The 17,155-nt window shown below is 39.4% G+C and carries 10 protein-coding genes; 4 read left to right on the top strand and 6 right to left on the bottom strand.

What is annotated here, in order from left to right:
• Positions 1-7: 7 nt before the first annotated feature.
• The 5 genes from sucA to sdhC form a co-directional block, all read right to left on the bottom strand.
• Positions 8-2,812, bottom strand: a complete 2,805-nt coding sequence (gene sucA, locus D7029_RS05480) for a 2-oxoglutarate dehydrogenase E1 component (RefSeq protein WP_194952062.1) — start codon at positions 2,810-2,812, stop codon at positions 8-10.
• Positions 2,813-3,057: 245 nt separating this feature from the next.
• Positions 3,058-3,774 (bottom strand): succinate dehydrogenase iron-sulfur subunit, encoded by a 717-nt coding sequence (locus tag D7029_RS05475; protein WP_006537662.1) that lies wholly within the window; start codon positions 3,772-3,774, stop codon positions 3,058-3,060.
• Between the two features lie 34 nt (positions 3,775-3,808).
• On the bottom strand, positions 3,809-5,575 hold the full coding sequence (sdhA, locus tag D7029_RS05470; RefSeq protein WP_023581183.1) for a succinate dehydrogenase flavoprotein subunit: 1,767 nt from the start codon (positions 5,573-5,575) through the stop codon (positions 3,809-3,811).
• Positions 5,575-5,919, bottom strand: a complete 345-nt coding sequence (gene sdhD, locus D7029_RS05465) for a succinate dehydrogenase membrane anchor subunit (RefSeq protein ID WP_006537664.1) — start codon at positions 5,917-5,919, stop codon at positions 5,575-5,577. Before sdhD ends, sdhA begins: the two co-directional genes overlap by 1 nt.
• The gene (gene sdhC, locus D7029_RS05460) at positions 5,913-6,293 is read right to left on the bottom strand and encodes a succinate dehydrogenase cytochrome b556 subunit (RefSeq protein WP_129586864.1); all 381 of its coding nucleotides are present in this window, start codon (positions 6,291-6,293) and stop codon (positions 5,913-5,915) included. The genes sdhD and sdhC overlap by 7 nt, the downstream gene beginning before the upstream one ends.
• Before the next feature lie 623 nt (positions 6,294-6,916).
• Between sdhC and D7029_RS05455 the strand changes: the two genes are divergently transcribed.
• Positions 6,917-8,200, top strand: coding sequence for a citrate synthase (locus D7029_RS05455; RefSeq protein WP_194952061.1), 1,284 nt, complete (start codon positions 6,917-6,919; stop codon positions 8,198-8,200).
• 80 nt (positions 8,201-8,280) lie between these two features.
• On the opposite strand, the gene D7029_RS05450 is transcribed toward D7029_RS05455, so the two are convergent.
• Complete coding sequence (locus tag D7029_RS05450; protein ID WP_194952060.1) at positions 8,281-9,042, bottom strand: AraC family transcriptional regulator; 762 nt, start codon at positions 9,040-9,042, stop codon at positions 8,281-8,283.
• A gap of 102 nt (positions 9,043-9,144) precedes the next feature.
• On the opposite strand from D7029_RS05450, the gene D7029_RS05445 reads away from it, so the two are divergent.
• The 3 genes from D7029_RS05445 (at position 9,145) to D7029_RS05435 (ending at position 17,133) form a co-directional block, all read left to right on the top strand.
• Entirely contained in the window at positions 9,145-10,275 is a 1,131-nt protein-coding gene (locus tag D7029_RS05445) for a multidrug effflux MFS transporter (protein WP_194952059.1), read from the top strand.
• Between the two features lie 110 nt (positions 10,276-10,385).
• On the top strand, positions 10,386-13,004 hold the full coding sequence (locus D7029_RS05440; protein WP_194952058.1) for a DUF4132 domain-containing protein: 2,619 nt from the start codon (positions 10,386-10,388) through the stop codon (positions 13,002-13,004).
• Between the two features lie 397 nt (positions 13,005-13,401).
• Positions 13,402-17,133 carry a DUF4132 domain-containing protein gene (locus D7029_RS05435; protein ID WP_194952057.1) on the top strand — a complete coding sequence of 1,244 codons (3,732 nt, stop codon included), beginning with the start codon at positions 13,402-13,404 and terminating at the stop codon, positions 17,131-17,133.
• Positions 17,134-17,155: the final 22 nt, after the last annotated feature.

The raw sequence follows: 17,155 nt of genomic DNA, 5'->3' as shown, positions 1-17,155 counted from the left end.
TCCTTATTTATTCAACTTTCAGTGCGTCTTCAACCAGAGCTTTTTGTTGCTCCTGATGAACAGAGGTATAACCAACTGCTGGAGAGGCTGATGCAGGGCGTCCTGCATAACGTAATGTTGCGCCAGCTGGAATAGCATCACGGAAGTTATGCTGACTACAGTACCAAGCACCTTGATTCAGAGGCTCTTCTTGACACCAAATAAACTCTTTTACATGAGCATAAGGTGCGAGAATTTGCGCAATATCTTCGTGTGGGAATGGATACAGTTGTTCAATACGAATAATGGCAACGTTGTTTTGCTCATTAGCACGACGTTGTTCTAATAAATCGTAGTAAACCTTACCGGAACACATCACAACACGTTTCACATCAGCAGGTTTTAAATCATCCATTTCACCAATGACAGGTAAGAATTTACCATTTGCTAATTCATCCAATTCAGAAACCGCTAATGGATGACGTAACAGTGACTTTGGTGACATTACGATAAGTGGGCGACGCATACCACGTAACGCTTGACGGCGTAACATATGGTAAACCTGAGCCGGAGTTGATGGCACACAAACCTGCATATTTTGTTCTGCACACAGTTGCAGATAACGTTCTAAACGTGCAGAGGAGTGCTCTGGGCCTTGACCTTCATAACCGTGTGGTAACAGCATAACTAAACCACACATACGACCCCATTTTTGCTCACCAGAGCTAATAAATTGGTCGATAACGACTTGAGCAACGTTTGCGAAGTCACCAAATTGTGCTTCCCAAATTGTTAACCCACGAGGTTCCGTTGTGGCATAACCATATTCAAATGCAAGTACGGCTTCTTCTGTTAATACAGAATCCCAGACATTAAATTGTCCTTGAGCATTATGAATATTGGCTAATGGTACATAAACAGAACCATTTGTTTGGTTATGAATAACAGCATGACGATGGAAGAATGTACCACGTCCCGCATCTTCGCCAGAAAGACGAATGGTGATACCTTGGTCAACTAAAGTCGCATACGCTAATGTTTCTGCCGCACCCCAATCGAGTAGTTTCTCACCTTCAGCCATAACAGCACGGTCAGCATAAATTTTCTCAACACGAGATTGCATCACGATTTCTGAAGGAACGGTACTCACACGACGCGCTAAATCTTGTAAACGCGCTTTTTCTACTTTATGTGGGTACTCTTCATTCCATTCATGATTCAAATACGGTTCCCATGTGTAAGAATGCAGACCCATAGGGCGGTATTCTTCAACAACACAATCACCACGATCCAGCGCATCACGATAAAGATTAACCAGTTCAGTCACATCATTGGCATCAAGTAGTGATTGAGCAACCAGTTTATCCGCATAAATTTTACGTGGTGTTGGATGTTTTTTGATTTTTTGATACATCAGAGGCTGAGTCGCATTTGGCTCATCCGCTTCGTTGTGGCCATGACGACGGTAACAAACGAGATCAATCATAACATCGCGTTTAAAGGTATTACGGAAATCCAATGCTAAGCGAGTCACAAAAGCTACCGCTTCAGGATCATCTGCATTAACGTGGAAAATTGGCGCCTGAACCATTTTCACAATATCAGTACAATATTGTGTTGAACGGGCATCTTTTGGATTTGAAGTCGTAAAACCAACTTGGTTATTGATAACAATACGAACTGTACCACCTACTTCATAACCACGCGCTTGAGACATGTTCAAGGTTTCTTGTACAACACCTTGACCTGTCACTGCCGCATCACCATGAATAGTGATAGGAAGAACCATATTGCTACGCGCTTCATCTAAGCGATCACGACGAGCACGAACAGAACCAATTACAACTGGGCTAACAATCTCTAGGTGAGATGGGTTAAAGGCTAATGCGAGATGGACTTGAGCCCCTTCAGTCGCAAAATCAGATGAGAAACCTTGGTGATATTTAACGTCACCGGTTCCCAAATGTTCTTTATGAATACCCGCAAATTCATCAAATAAATCAGCCGGTTTTTTACCTAGGATATTAACCAGAACGTTTAAACGTCCGCGGTGCGCCATGCCAAGAACCACTTCACGAGTGTCTTGTTTACCTGCATGGCGAATTAAATCTTTTAACATCGGAACTAATGCATCACCACCTTCTAAAGAGAAGCGTTTTGCACCCGGGAATTTCGCACCTAAATAGCGCTCTAAACCTTCAGCTGCTGTTAGCTCTGTCAGGAAGCGTAACTTTTCTTCTTTAGTGAATTGGTCTGCAACATTCACTGATTCTAAACGTTGTTGTAGCCAGCGTTTTTCTTCAGTATTAGTGATATGCATATATTCAGCACCGATTGAACCACAGTAAATGCGTTTCAGTGCTTCATATAAATCACCTAATTTCATCGTTTCTTTGCCGATAGCAAAGGAGCCGACGTTGAAGGTTTCTTCAAAGTCTTCTTTAGTTAGATTATGGAAAGCAGGATCTAAATCTGGAACAGATTCTTGTTTCCATAAACCAAGCGGGTCGAGATTAGCGTTTTGGTGACCACGAAAACGGAAGGCATTGATGAGCTGCAAAACTTTAACTTGTTTTGAGTCCATTGCCGGATCGCTTACCGAGGTATGATATCGAGTGGATTCTTTTGCGAGGCGTCTGAAGTAGTCGCGGGTTTGAGAATGCGACTGTTCTATGCCTTGACTTGCGGGCAGTTGTTGAAAAATCTCTCTCCAACTTTCGTCAACAGAGTTTGGGTCAGTTAGGTAATCTTCATAGATATCTTCTATGTAAGACTGATTCTCTCCTGCTAGAAAAGTTGATTCTAGCCAGTCCTTCATTGCGCCGTTCTGCATTATGATCCCTTAAGCTATACAGCTTTAGTTCGCCGTGGATAACTAATACCGTGATTAAACGGTGTCGATTGCAAGGTTCTCTTATGACCCGCTATCTCGCAGGTTCTTTAAATATGGAGCTTTAGCTCTCAAGGAACCTTTAAGCACTGTCTTACAGTGTTTAAAGGTGCCTTACTATTTTTACCGCAAACGTCTAACTTAGTTTTTCCATTAACCGCCCTAACTATTTTAGGGCGGTTATTATTTTATGCACTACGTTTTAACAACATTGACTTAATATGACCAATCGCTTTTGTTGGATTGAGTCCTTTAGGACATACGCTGACACAGTTCATGATGCCATGACAACGGAACACACTGAACGCATCGTTAAGATCATCAAGACGAGATTCAGTCTCTGTATCACGACTATCAATCAAGAAACGATAAGCCGCTAACAATCCAGCTGGCCCGATAAACTTATCTGGATTCCACCAGAATGACGGGCAAGAGGTTGAACAACAAGCACAAAGGATACAATCGTAAAGTCCATCAAGCTTTTCACGCTGTTCTGGTGACTGTAAGTTCTCACGAGCAGGAGGATTTTTGCCATTATTAATTAAATACGGACGAATTTTCTCATACTGTGTATAGAACTGAGTCATATCCACTATTAAATCACGAATTACTGGTAAACCGGGTAACGGTCTGATCACAATTTTCTTACTTCCTTTCTGTAAAGATGAAATAGGTGTGATACAAGCCAAACCATTTTTACCATTCATGTTCACGCCATCAGAGCCGCAAACACCTTCACGACAAGAACGACGGAACGATAAGGTAGGATCTTTTTCCTTTAATTGAATTAATGCATCCAACAGCATCATGTCACGCCCTTCAGGAACTTCGAGGGTGTAATCTTGCATATGCGGCGCATTATCAACGTCGGGATTGTAACGATAAATCGAAAATTCAAGTTTCATATTTAAGTCTCCGCAACTTCAATAACACCGCTAATTAATATGTACGCACTTTTGGTGGGAAGGCTTCACGCAGTTTCGGCTGCATATTGACTTCACGTCGTGTCATTGTTTCGGTTTGCGGTTGATATAATGTATGGCATAACCAGTTCGCATCATCACGCTCTGGGAAATCGAAACGGCTATGAGCACCACGGCTTTCTGTACGGAAGTTTGCAGACACCGCAGTGGCATAAGCAGTTTCCATCAGGTTGTCCAATTCTAAGCATTCAATACGCTGTGTATTAAACTCACTTGAATTATCATCCAGTCGTGCGTTTTGTAAGCGCTCACGAATAACTTTCAGTTCTTCTAAGCCTTTTGCCATTGCATCGCCTTCACGGAATACCGAGAAGTTATGTTGCATACAAGATTGCAGAGCTTTACGGATTTCAACTGGATCTTCACCAGAACGGTTGTTTTCCCAGCGATTTAAGCGTGTTAATGCCGCTTCAACATCAGAATCGCTCGCATCACGCATTGTGCCTTGTTCCATCAGTGACTCTTTTAAGTGAACCCCTGCTGAACGACCAAATACCACTAGGTCTAACAATGAGTTACCACCTAAACGGTTTGCACCATGAACAGATACACAAGCAATTTCACCGACTGCGAACAATCCAGGAATAACAACATCTTCGCCTTTCTCGTTCACACGAATAGCTTGACCCGTTACTTTTGTTGGAATACCCCCCATCATATAGTGACAAGTAGGTATAACAGGAATTGGTTCTTTAACTGGGTCAACGTGTGCGAAAGTACGAGAAAGATCAAGAATACCCGGTAAACGAGACTCAAGAACCTCTTTACCCAGATGGTCTAGTTTCAATTTCGCATGAGGACCCCAAGGGCCATCACAACCACGACCTTCACGAATTTCAATCATGATTGAACGTGCAACCACATCACGACCAGCAAGGTCTTTGGCGTTTGGTGCATAACGTTCCATAAAGCGTTCACCGTCTTTATTCAACAGATATCCGCCTTCACCACGACAACCTTCGGTCACCAACACGCCCGCACCCGCAATACCTGTTGGATGGAATTGCCACATTTCCATATCTTGCAGAGGAACACCTGCGCGAACCGCCATACCTACACCATCACCGGTGTTGATATGCGCATTTGTGGTTGACTGGTAAATACGACCTGCACCACCAGTCGCTAAAATTGTCGCGTTTGCTTTGAAATAAACGACTTCACCCGTTTCGATGCAAATTGCAGTACAACCGACAATATCGCCATCTTGATTTTTCACTAGATCCAGTGAATACCACTCTGAAAAGATGGTTGTGTGATTTTTCAAATTTTGCTGATAGAGGGTATGTAATAATGCATGCCCAGTACGGTCAGCGGCGGCAGCTGTTCGTGCGGCTTGTTCACCACCAAAGTTTTTTGACTGACCACCAAATGGACGTTGATAAATACGGCCATCATCTAGACGAGAAAATGGAAGTCCCATATGTTCCAGCTCTAAAATTGCTTCAGGGCCGGTTTTACACATATATTCGATAGCGTCTTGGTCACCAATATAGTCGGAACCTTTTACCGTATCGTACATGTGCCATTCCCAGTTATCCTCATGGGTATTACCTAGTGCAACAGTAATACCACCTTGAGCGGAAACAGTATGAGAACGAGTAGGAAAAACTTTAGAAATCAGTGCACAAGACAGACCCATTTGAGAAATCTGTAAAGCGGCACGCATACCTGCACCACCCGCACCAATAACAACAGCATCAAACTCTCTTACTGGCAGATTCATTACACACCCCACACCACAATTGTTCCATAAATAAGATAAACCAACAGCGCAACAACAATAATCAGTTGTAAAGTCAGGCGTAATGCCAGCGGTTTAATATAGTCCGTTAACACTTGCCACATTCCGATCCACGCGTGAATAAGAATCGAAAGCAAGGTCAAGATGGTGAACACTTTGGTTAAGGATGAGCTAAAGAATCCGCGCCATACCTCATAGGTTATTTCTGTTGTAGCAATAAATCCCACAAGATAAAGAACATATAAAACGATAATAATGGCTGAGGCACGAAGGAATAACCAATCCTGTATGCCAGTACGGCCTAAAGTAGAAGAATTACTTACCATACTAATACCCCCGCCAATATTGATAAAATAACGGTAATAACCATTGATGCAGCCGCTGAATTGCGACCTACAATCAAGGTTTCATCAATAAAGCCGAAGTCCATTAACATATGACGAATACCACCACAAATGTGATACGCCAATGCCGTTAGGATGCCCCACAAAATAAATTTCGCGAAGAAGCCAGTCATAATTTCAGCAGCTTGCTGAAATCCTTCAGGAGAGGAGAGAGAGGTGCCAAGTAACCACAGTAAGATGCCAACTGCGACTAACATGATAACCCCAGAGACACGATGCAAGATCGATGCGATAGCAGGGAGTGGAAACTGTATCGTCTGTAAATCCAGATTGACAGGTCTTTGTTTTTTCACAATTTATGCCCACACAGCTTTTATAATTTTTCCTTCCTCCGGACCTGGATGGAAATCAAACAGCGAATGGGGTACAAAGGCACATTTTAAGTAAAATGTTAAATCCGTCTATTTTACAAAAAGTGTGGATTCGTTACGCTGGTTCTCCATACAACAACGGTTCCGGAGACCTGCGCGCAGTATAAGTGCTTCACAAACTTATTACAATTACCACACAACTTGTGTGCCCGACATTTGCCTCGAACAGTGAGAGGGATCACTATTTAATACATCTGATGCAAAAATGATTATCATTTTTGACACATACACAACATTTTTCTTACATTTACTGCATTATTTTAATGTTTATGTTTTTTTTGTGCGCAAACACGCTTCCAGAAACCTCAAACTTATGTAAAAGTGATAGCAGTACTAATTCTAAGTGCATTGCATAAAAAAGCACCTAAAAAAACATAACATCAAAAGCTCCTTAACATAAGTGACACACTATAGACCTAGACATTACGGGCATTAAATAAAACTCGGCTGGGTACCTTACATCAACTATAGTTTCACTATCGAAGTGCATCTTTATGAAGATACCCTCGACTTTGTTAGGAGACATATAAGCGCTAAGGAGATTATAAATGGCTGATAACAAAGCTAAGCTAACGATTGCTGAAACATCTGTAGACTTGGACGTTCTATCCCCTACACTCGGTTCCAAAGTTATTGATATTCGTACTCTCGGCTCCAAAGGTTATTACACCTATGATCCCGGCTTTACCTCAACCGCCTCTTGTGAGTCAAAAATCACTTTTATTGATGGTGATAACGGTATCTTACTTCACCGTGGTTTCCCTATCGGGCAATTAGCGACTGAATCAACATACTTGGAAGTCTGTTATATCCTGCTGTACGGTGAAGCACCGACACAGGAGCAATACGATAAATTTAAAACCACAGTAACTCGTCACACCATGATCCATGAACAAATTACTCGACTGTTCAATGGCTTCCGTCGTGACTCGCACCCAATGGCAGTACTGTGTGGTGTTACAGGGGCTTTAGCTGCGTTCTATCACGATGCATTGGATGTTAGTAATCCAGTTCACCGCGATATCACGGCTTATCGCCTACTATCAAAAATGCCAACAGTGGCAGCGATGTGTTACAAATACTCGATTGGTCAACCTTTCGTTTATCCAAGAAATGACCTCTCCTATGCTGGTAACTTCTTGCATATGATGTTTGCAACACCATGCGAAGAGTATGTCGTTAACCCAGTACTTGAACGCGCAATGGATAGAATTTTCATCCTTCACGCCGATCACGAGCAAAATGCGTCAACCTCAACTGTACGTACTGCGGGCTCTTCTGGTGCAAATCCATTTGCCTGTATCGCGGCGGGTATCGCGTCACTATGGGGACCTGCTCACGGTGGTGCTAACGAAGCTTGTCTGCGTATGCTGGAAGAGATCAAAACGGTTGAACACATTCCTGAATTTATTAAACGCGCAAAAGATAAAAATGACTCCTTCCGTTTAATGGGCTTTGGTCACCGTGTTTACAAAAACTACGACCCTCGTGCAACAGTAATGCGTGAAACCTGTCATGAAGTGTTAAAAGAATTAAACCTCAATGACAGCTTGCTTGAAGTGGCAATGGAATTAGAACGTATTGCTCTAAACGACCCGTATTTTATTGAGAAAAAACTGTACCCTAACGTTGACTTCTACTCTGGTATTATCCTGAAAGCGTTAGGTATTCCATCCAATATGTTTACTGTTATTTTTGCTATTGCACGTACAATTGGCTGGATCGCTCACTGGAATGAAATGCATGAAGATGGTCTAAAAATTGCGCGTCCTCGTCAGCTTTATACCGGTTATGATGAGCGCGATTTCAAAAGTGAAATTAAAAAGAAATAATTGATTTTTATTAATTATTTATCTTGCTAAGCCCCGTTTAAGTCGGGGCTTTATGTTTTAAAATTATCGATAAAATTCAATCAGCTTTTCAAATATTCTTGCGGTGTTTGCCCTGTCATTTTTTTGAAAAAGGTAATAAAGGCACTGTCACTGGCAAATCCTAATATCTGGCTAATATCAATATAGCGATGGTGGGTAGCTAATAATTCAATGGCTTTCATTAATCGCCACTGTTGACGCCATTGTTGATAACTCAGTCCCGTCTCTTTGTAAAATAAGCGTGTGATCGTTTTTTCACTCGCCCCTACATACTTTGCCATTTCTTGTAGTGCTGGCGGTAAATCATCAAAGGATAAACGACTTAGCCGTCTATCTTTAGGCATAAATAAATGATTAGGTTGCCGCGGTGCTTGAGCGATTTCATCAAAAAAAACGGCCAATAAATTTGCGTAGCGCCCTTCTTCCCATTGAGTATCAAAATCAGCAATAGAAATTCGTTCTAATATTTCTCGTAAAAGAGGTGAAATCGTTAAGATCTCGCTCTCATTTGGAAAATTATCATGAAATTTATCACTAATATAAACAGAACGATATCCAACAGAGGCATACATTTCGACTCGATGTTCAAGTCTCGGAGGGATCCACGCAATCCTCATGGGAGGTAATACAGAAACACGAGAAGCCAAAGTAATTCGCATACACCCTGACTGCGTGAATAATAACTGCCCTCTATCATGAGAATGAAACCCTGAGTCGTGCTTTCCCATTTCTGCCGCAATACCAACGACTGATGCAAGATGCTCTTCTGGCACAAAGTGGTCGTATTGATTAAGCCAAGCCATCACTTGTCCTATTTGAAAAATAATATGTCTTTATGTTTATAACAAGACATTCATTATCTCTGTATTCTGTTCATCAAGATTTAAGGATGTAGGATAAAAAAGATGAACAAAAAACTCTCTTTATGGTTAGCAATTGCGTTAATGATGTTTCCACAAATTGCAGAAACCATTTATAGCCCAGCACTTACTGATATTGCAAACGGCTTTCATGTCGGTGCAAATGAAGCTGGACAAACACTTTCGCTCTATTTCTTTGCGTTTGCATTGGGCGTCATTATATGGGGTCGATTATGCGATGTCATTGGTCGTCGTCCGACAATGTTAGCTGGATTGTTTATTTATGCAGTTGCTTGTCTTGGCGTTTTTATGACACAAGATTTTTCAGTATTACTTGGATTGCGTATGCTTTCTGCTTTTGGTGCGGCGGTAGGCTCAGTAGGCACACAAACTATTATGCGTGATGTATATAGTGGCGATGAACTAGCTAAAGTTTTCTCTGTGATGGGAGCGGCTATTGCCCTAAGCCCAGCAATTGGTATGTTAAGTGGCTCATTATTAGTGAGTTATGCTGGTTACCAAGGTGTGTTTAGTGGTCTTGCCCTCCTTGCTGTGATTTTACTGTTATGGAGTACTTTTACATTACCTGAAAGTCGCCCTGAAACAATAAAAACAGCACCGTTAGGAGAAACTGCAATAAAAATGCTTAAGGATAAGCAAATTGCTAAAACAGTATTATTAATAGCTTTTTTTAATATCAGCCTTTTTGCCTATTATCAGTTAGCACCTTTTATGTTTGATAAACAAGGCTATAGCGCAAGCACCTTTGGTTATAGCGGTATTGTATTAGCAATAGGTGTCGGTATTGGTTCTTATATTAATAAAGCACTCTTAAACCACCATTGGCAATGTGGAAAACTGGTTTTACTCGCGAGTTTTATTGCATTAGTTAGCGCCGTGGGTGTTTATTTATTACGTAACCACATTAGCTTTATTATTCCAATGATGACGAGTGTTGTTGCTTATGGCATTGCTATTCCAAATATCTTAGCCACAGCATTAGCACAATATAAAGACAGATTAGGTACTGCGGGGGCATTATTAGGCTTATTCTACTATTTGTTAATTGGTGGTGGGCTTGCACTTGCAGGATGGGGACAAAGCTTAGCAATCACTTTACTAATTTGTAGTCTAGGTTCATTGCTACTCTCTTTTTCTCGTCAAACGACAAAATAATAAACCCAAAAGAGCTCCTTATGTTTAATGTGAGCTCTTTTTATTTTGCTCTTTTTATATAAAATCAGGAGGTGTAGAGTTAAAAAATGAAAAATAAATAAGGATAAAATATGTCAAATGGAATAAGTGCCGCTCAAAAAAATCTTGAAAAAAAATTAGCCCTATATAATAACGAAAATAATCATTATCCACTTGAATTGCCTAAATTAACTCAACTTAAAGACACTCTCTTACCTAATAATATTTATGAGCACATTGTTCACTCATATAAAGAATTATTAAAAGAGATGAAGCAAAAGGCAATTAATGAGAAAAATTGGAATAAGCACTCTTCATTTGTTCATAAAAAGGCACAAGAGTCTTATGAAGAATTATCTCAATACAATGAAACCAGCCTGAAAAATATTTTAAATCAGCTTAATTCGCCTAAAGGCTCACTCAATGAATTAGATCGTGAAATTATTAAGTATGAAAATATTATTACAAACTTACCTGAATTCACGATTTTTCATCTTATTCGCTCAATAGATGATTATCTTAAACCTCAATATATGTCGAGTTATGCGATTAATCACTATAACGCTAAGCATATTTTCGAGCATATTGAATTACGTCATATTGAAGAGATCTTAATTCAGCGAAATTATTCTGATCCATCGCGTATTATCGCCAGTTTTTTTCTTGGACAATATGGTATTGAGGATTTATCAAAACCAGAGCAAATATGGCCTTTTTATTACCAACATCCCGAATATCTCGCAGAAGCCTTACAACTGATACCTAGTCAAAGTAATACTAATAATGACTTTTTTAGCCTTGATAATGCAATTCGTGTATTAAAAACCTACCCTGTTATTCCATCACAATTTATTCCTAAAATATTACAACTCGCTTTAGGTGATATACAAATTTATCGCTTTGATGCACAAGAGCTTATTGAAAAACTTCCTGAGCCTCACTTATTTATTCAAGAAGGTCTGACATCAAAGAAAAAAAATGCTCGAGTAATTGCAATAAATTGGCTAACTGAACTCAATAATCATGATGCTGTTCCAGCACTAGTCGCCTTATTAAAGACAGAAAATGACGAAGTTGTTCGCACGCTTTTAATTACTGCTCTAGAACATTTTGGTGAAGATATTTCAGATTTTCTCGATCCTCTTACTTTACTTGCAGAGGCTGAAATTGGCTTAAAAAATAAGATCCCAGATAATTTATCTTGGTTTGATTTTAATGCCGTACCTCAACTCACGTGGAAAAATGGTAAAGTCGTTGAACCTAAAATTATTCAATGGTGGATAGTGCTAGCAGTAAAATTAAAACTTCCAGCAGGTAATACGCTATTACACAACTATATCAATTTACTTTCATTGAAAAGCCAACAAGCTCTCGCCCAATTTTTGTTAATTAAGTTTATTACTCAAGATGTTGATACACCATCTGAAGATAAAGTTTATTTGAGTTCAGGATTATCTTATTCCGCCCCTATGTCAGCCATAAAAGAAAAAGGTATGTTAGGGCTTATTTTTGCCATTGAAGGCTATATTGCCGTACCTTTATTGCGAAATTATATGCGTGACCATTACGAGCGCCGAGCACAAATAGAAGCAATGATTGACGCTATTGGTGCAAGTAACGATCCAATTATTATTCAGTTTTTACTCTCTATTTCTCGTCGTTATCGTGCCGCATCTATTCAAGCTAAAGCACGACAATTAATTACCCAGATAGCACAACGTAATAATTGGACTGAAGATGAACTGGCAGATAGAACCATACCAACAGCAGGACTTGATGATTCAGGTGTACTGACTTTAGATTATGGTGAACGCACATTCACTGCAAAAATTAACGATAAACTGCAATTTGTCCTATTTAATACCGAGGGTAAAGTAATAAAAGCATTGCCAGCGCCTCGTGTTAATGATGACAGCACACTAATTAAAGAGACAAAAAAATACTTCACATCAAGTAAAAAAGAGTTAAAGCAGATCATCGAATCACAGACATTACGTTTATACGAAGCGATGTGTATTCAACGCCAATGGTTAAGTGCTGACTGGCAAGAATTTCTTCAAACTAATCCGATTATGCATAAATTAATGGAGCGATTAATTTGGCAAGAAATTAAAGATGACAAAGTCATTAATACATTTCGCCCTTCAAATGATGGTGCTTTATTAAATATCGAAGATGAAGAGATTACCTTACAAAGTGATTCGTCTCTGCGTTTAGCGCACCGTGTACTTTTAAATGAAGATGAAAAACATGCTTGGCTAGCACATTTTAAAGATTACAAAATGGCGTTTTTATTTTCCCAGATAGAGCATGACACACCAATATTAGAAGATAAGCAAACTCAGATCGCAGAGAAAAAAGGTTGGTTAACGGATGCCTATACCTTGAGAGGTGCCATGACAAAATTAGGCTATCAACGTGGTTCGGTAGAAGATGCAGGGTTTTATAACTGTTATTACAAATATTTTTCTGGCTTAGATCTCAGTGTCATTATCAACTTCAGTGGTAATTGTGTGCCAGAAGAAAATGTTACTGTCGCGCTATTAGAGCTAGTTTTTGAAAAAGGTCGCCAAAGTGGATTAGATAGACATAAATTAGCAATTAAAAATATCCCACCGATTTTATTGGCAGAAAGCTACGCTGAATACCTAAAAATTGCAGATGCCTGTGCTGGTTTTTCTCCTGATTGGGAAAAGAAATTACCTTGGTAGACACTATTCACTGATGATTTTCTTATCCCGTACTCAATTAAAAGTACGGGATTTTTTCTTACAATATTCAGCCCATCTTTTACTGTTAATTTTTTAATTAATTTAGCTAAGTGTTAACGCTTATTTTGCTTAGCAGACAATTCTTAAACTTTTTAAATGCCACAAAAAATGCCTTTATTATCATTTATTCATTTTTAGCACTTTTTCCTGATATACCTCTTTATATAAAGCCAAATTGAATATTAATAAAGTTCAATTAGCTTTTTTAGCGTTTACCTCTATAAATTTGACAAATGGTACGCGTTGATTTTATTTTCGCCAGTGATAATCAAATTGTTCGTTACGCCGTTTCATGGTAAAAAAAACTGTTTATCCATACATAGCTTAAGGAACTGGCGTGATAAAAAAAATCTTAGACATTTTCCCTCTTTTTGGGAAAAAAGACGTCGCAATTACCGAAAAACATCTCCAAGAATCACTGGTATTGCTTGCAGTATTTGATGAGAGCTTACCTAAACGTACATTAAATTATGTACTTACAGGTGAAAATCCGGAGATCCTTTTCGAATTAAACAAGCTGGATGCTTCAAAAGCGGCGGTTTATTTTGATAAACCAGGTACTCTAGAGTGGTGGTATGCACACAATAATGTGAATACTGGCCAATATAGCAAAGTGATCACTCAAGGGCTGAACGCACGACACAAACTCTATTCTAAAGTCGGCGATGGCTTTTCATCAGAACAAGTAGCGCGTTTCGGTAAAGTCCTTGCGGCTGCTTGCCAAGATGTCAATATTAAAGTTATTACAAAAGAAGTACCAACTTGGGTGCTTTATCTTTTAATTGATGTGTTTTACAACACTTATGAAAATGCGCGTAATCTCAATTTAGAGCATCGCAAACATTGGAATATGGAATTTATCGCTAATATGGTCGAAAAAGAGGCCAATATTGCGGGTGAAAATGCCTTATTCGCGGTGTTTGATAGAAAAGATGTTTCTGAATACTATGCATCTAATCTGAAGCGTATTTATGAATTAAGTGATTTAAAAGATTACCTACTTTCACATCAAGAGTTTGTTAGAACAGAATTAATTGAAAAACTGTCAGCAAATGGCTTAGTTGAGTTAATTAATTATCTTAATAAAAACACTGTGTTACGTGATAATTTTGCTGACATTATCGTGTTACTTGCCACCAGCAGCTTAAAAACTGTTAAAAAAGCCGCAGAGCCAATTTTAGTTACTTTACCGCCTGAAATTGTTAAAGAAAATCTTACTCATGTTTTAATGAATGGTACGCCAAAACAACGTACTCAAGCAGCCGATTTATTTGCACGCCAAGGTGAAAATCGTGAGGTACTTGAAGAAGCGTTAAAACATGAAACTTCAAAAGCGGTCATGAAAAGTATTGAAAGCGCCCTACTACGTTTTAATGTTGCAGATGATGCCAATACCGTAGAGGCTATTGAGGCTCCTGATTTCACACCATTAGAAGACACTCCATTACCTGATAGCGTTCGCGATATGATGGTCAATAACTTCAATGAGATATTGGTCAAAGCCAAAGAAAATGCTGAACGTGAAATTGAAGAAAATAAAACGGCTAAACACACTTATAATTGGGCACAGCGCCATTTAAAAGATTTGAATAAGATTGATGAAAAACAGTGTCGCGCATTAGTTGATAAACTCAATAGTGGACAAGGTTCGATCCAATCAAATGAAATTCAAATCATTAAACATAAAAATCGTGTTTTAAACTTGCCTGAATATACGCTATTCCACGCTGTGCGTGTGATAGTTAATAATCGCCAACATGCCGATCACTTCTCTTCTCACTATTTTAATGGCGAAATTCCTGAACGCTTATTTAGTGATATTGAATTACGTCACCTTGAAGATGTATTGCAACGTTGCAACTTTAAAAATGCAGCCCGCCTGACTGCTGCATTATGTTTAGAATCTTATGAAGATGGTTTAAAACGCTTCCGTAGACCGGAGCAAGTTTGGCCTTTCTTCTCTCAACATACCGATTATATCGCTGAAGCCCTGAATTTAATGCCAAGTCAAAGTGAGCGTCGCTATCGCCAGTTTGAGATTTCACAAGGTATTAAAGTATTAGGTCGTTTCCCTACCATTCCAGCACAATTCGTGCCTCGAATTATGGAACTGGCATTAGGTGAAAATAAAATGCACCGTGTTTCAGCGCAGAATTTACTTGAGACACTGCCAAATATTCATACAAGTGCTCAAGAAGGTTTATCTTCTGCAAAACAAGAAATTCGCGTTACCGCTATTGAGTGGTTGGCACGTTTAAAAAATCCAGAATCATTACCTGCACTGAATGCCTTATTGAAAAAAGAGAAGCGCGAAGTTGTACGTGCCTCTTTATTAACGGCGTTAGAGCAACTGGGTGAAGATATCTCAAGTTATTTATCACCAAAAACCTTATTAGCTGAAGCTGAAAAAGGCCTTAAAGCCAAAGCTCCAGCAAGCCTTGCTTGGTTTAACTTTGATGCTATTCCTGCATTGACATGGGAAAACAAGAAAGCGGTTGACCCGGCGATTATTCGTTGGTGGATTATTCTGGCAGTGAAATTAAAAATGCCAGGAGGAAACGCGTTATTACAACGTTATATCGGTCTGCTCTCTACTGATAGCCAGCATAAACTTTCAAGCTTTATTCTGCATACCTTTGTTGCTCAGGATATTAAAGGTCCATCACTTGAAGAAGCAATGGTCGAAGCACAACGTGAAGCTCCGGGGCGTTTAAGCAACTATCAAAACTGGGCGAAGCGTTATCCTGAATATTACGCTAAATATGAAAACTACACGTTAGAGCAAGTGGTTGAAGAAATTAAAAACGAGGTGTTACGTCGTTATTTAGGCTCTGCAATCAGCGATAAAGGCATGTTAGCGCTTATCTGCGGTATTGAAGGTCATGTTGCAGTATCTGTATTACGTAACTATATGCGTGATCACTATCAGCGTCGTGCTCAAATTGAAGCCATGATTGATGCAGTAGCATCAAGCAATGATCCAATTATTATTCAGCTTCTTCTTTCATTATCACGCCGTTATCGCACGGCATCTGTTCAAGAAAAAGCCCGTAATTTAGTCACGCAAATTGCTGAACGTAATGGTTGGAGCTCAGATGAATTAGCAGACAGAACTATTCCGACTGCTGGCTTTGATGATACGGGTACATTAGTACTGGAATATGGTGAGCGTATCTTTACTGCGAAGATGGATGCAAAACAAAAACTGGTCTTGTTTAATCCGGAAGGTAAAGAAGTTAAAGCCTTACCTGCTGCGCGTAAAAATGACGATGCTGAGCTTATCAAAGAAGCGAAAAAGCTCTTCACTTCGAGCAAAAAAGAACTTAAACAAGTTATTGAGCTGCAAAGTGTACGTTTATATGAAGCCATGTGTGCTCAACGTCAGTGGTTAAGCGCGGATTGGCAAGAATATATCTTAGCTCATCCAATCATGCATAAACTGATTGAACAATTGGTTTGGCAAGAAGTGAAAGATGGCAAGGTTATCAATACATTCCGCCCTTCTGATGACGGTGCATTGCTCAATCTTGAAGATGATGAAGTGACTTTACAAAACGATTCGTTGATCCAACTTGCTCACGCAGCATTGGTTAATGAAGATGAGCGTAAGGCATGGATTGCTCACTTTAAAGATTACAAAGTGAAATTCTTGTTCTCTCAAATGGAGCATAAAATCCCAGAATTAGATCTGAAACAAACAGAAGTGGAAGATAGAAAAGGCTGGATCACAGACACCTTCACTCTACGTGGTATTTTAACCAAAATGGGTTATCAACGAGGCCCAGCAGAAGATGGTGGCTCGTTCTCTCACTATTACAAATTCTTCTCTAGTTTAAACTACTACGTGAATATCGGTTTCAGTGGTAGTTATGTTCCAGAAGAAAACATTCCAGCTGTCTTATTTGATTTAAGTTTTGAGAAAAATCAGCAAGATTACTGGGATCGCAATAATGTTGAGCTAAAAGATGTACCACCTATTCTATTAGCAGAAAGCTATGCGGATTATCTAAAAGTCGCTGAAGCTTGTGCAGGATTTGATCCTGAATGGGAAAAGAAAACACCTTGGTAAAAGATAGGGATAATTAGGAAAG

The sequence above is a fragment of the Proteus vulgaris genome (assembly GCF_016647575.1).
Taxonomy (GTDB): Bacteria; Pseudomonadota; Gammaproteobacteria; order Enterobacterales; family Enterobacteriaceae; genus Proteus; species Proteus mirabilis_B.
Note: the sequence above shows the minus strand (reverse complement) of the source record. Positions and strands in the feature narration are given on the sequence as shown.

Coding starts and splice junctions, on each gene's coding strand:
- sdhD (WP_006537664.1), bottom strand. CDS start 5,919: ATGGTAAGTAATTCTTCTACTTTAGGCCGTACTGGCATACAGGATTGG.
- D7029_RS05450 (WP_194952060.1), bottom strand. CDS start 9,042: ATGGCTTGGCTTAATCAATACGACCACTTTGTGCCAGAAGAGCATCTT.
- D7029_RS05440 (WP_194952058.1), top strand. CDS start 10,386: ATGTCAAATGGAATAAGTGCCGCTCAAAAAAATCTTGAAAAAAAATTA.
- D7029_RS05445 (WP_194952059.1), top strand. CDS start 9,145: ATGAACAAAAAACTCTCTTTATGGTTAGCAATTGCGTTAATGATGTTT.
- D7029_RS05475 (WP_006537662.1), bottom strand. CDS start 3,774: ATGAAACTTGAATTTTCGATTTATCGTTACAATCCCGACGTTGATAAT.
- sucA (WP_194952062.1), bottom strand. CDS start 2,812: ATGCAGAACGGCGCAATGAAGGACTGGCTAGAATCAACTTTTCTAGCA.
- D7029_RS05455 (WP_194952061.1), top strand. CDS start 6,917: ATGGCTGATAACAAAGCTAAGCTAACGATTGCTGAAACATCTGTAGAC.
- sdhA (WP_023581183.1), bottom strand. CDS start 5,575: ATGAATCTGCCAGTAAGAGAGTTTGATGCTGTTGTTATTGGTGCGGGT.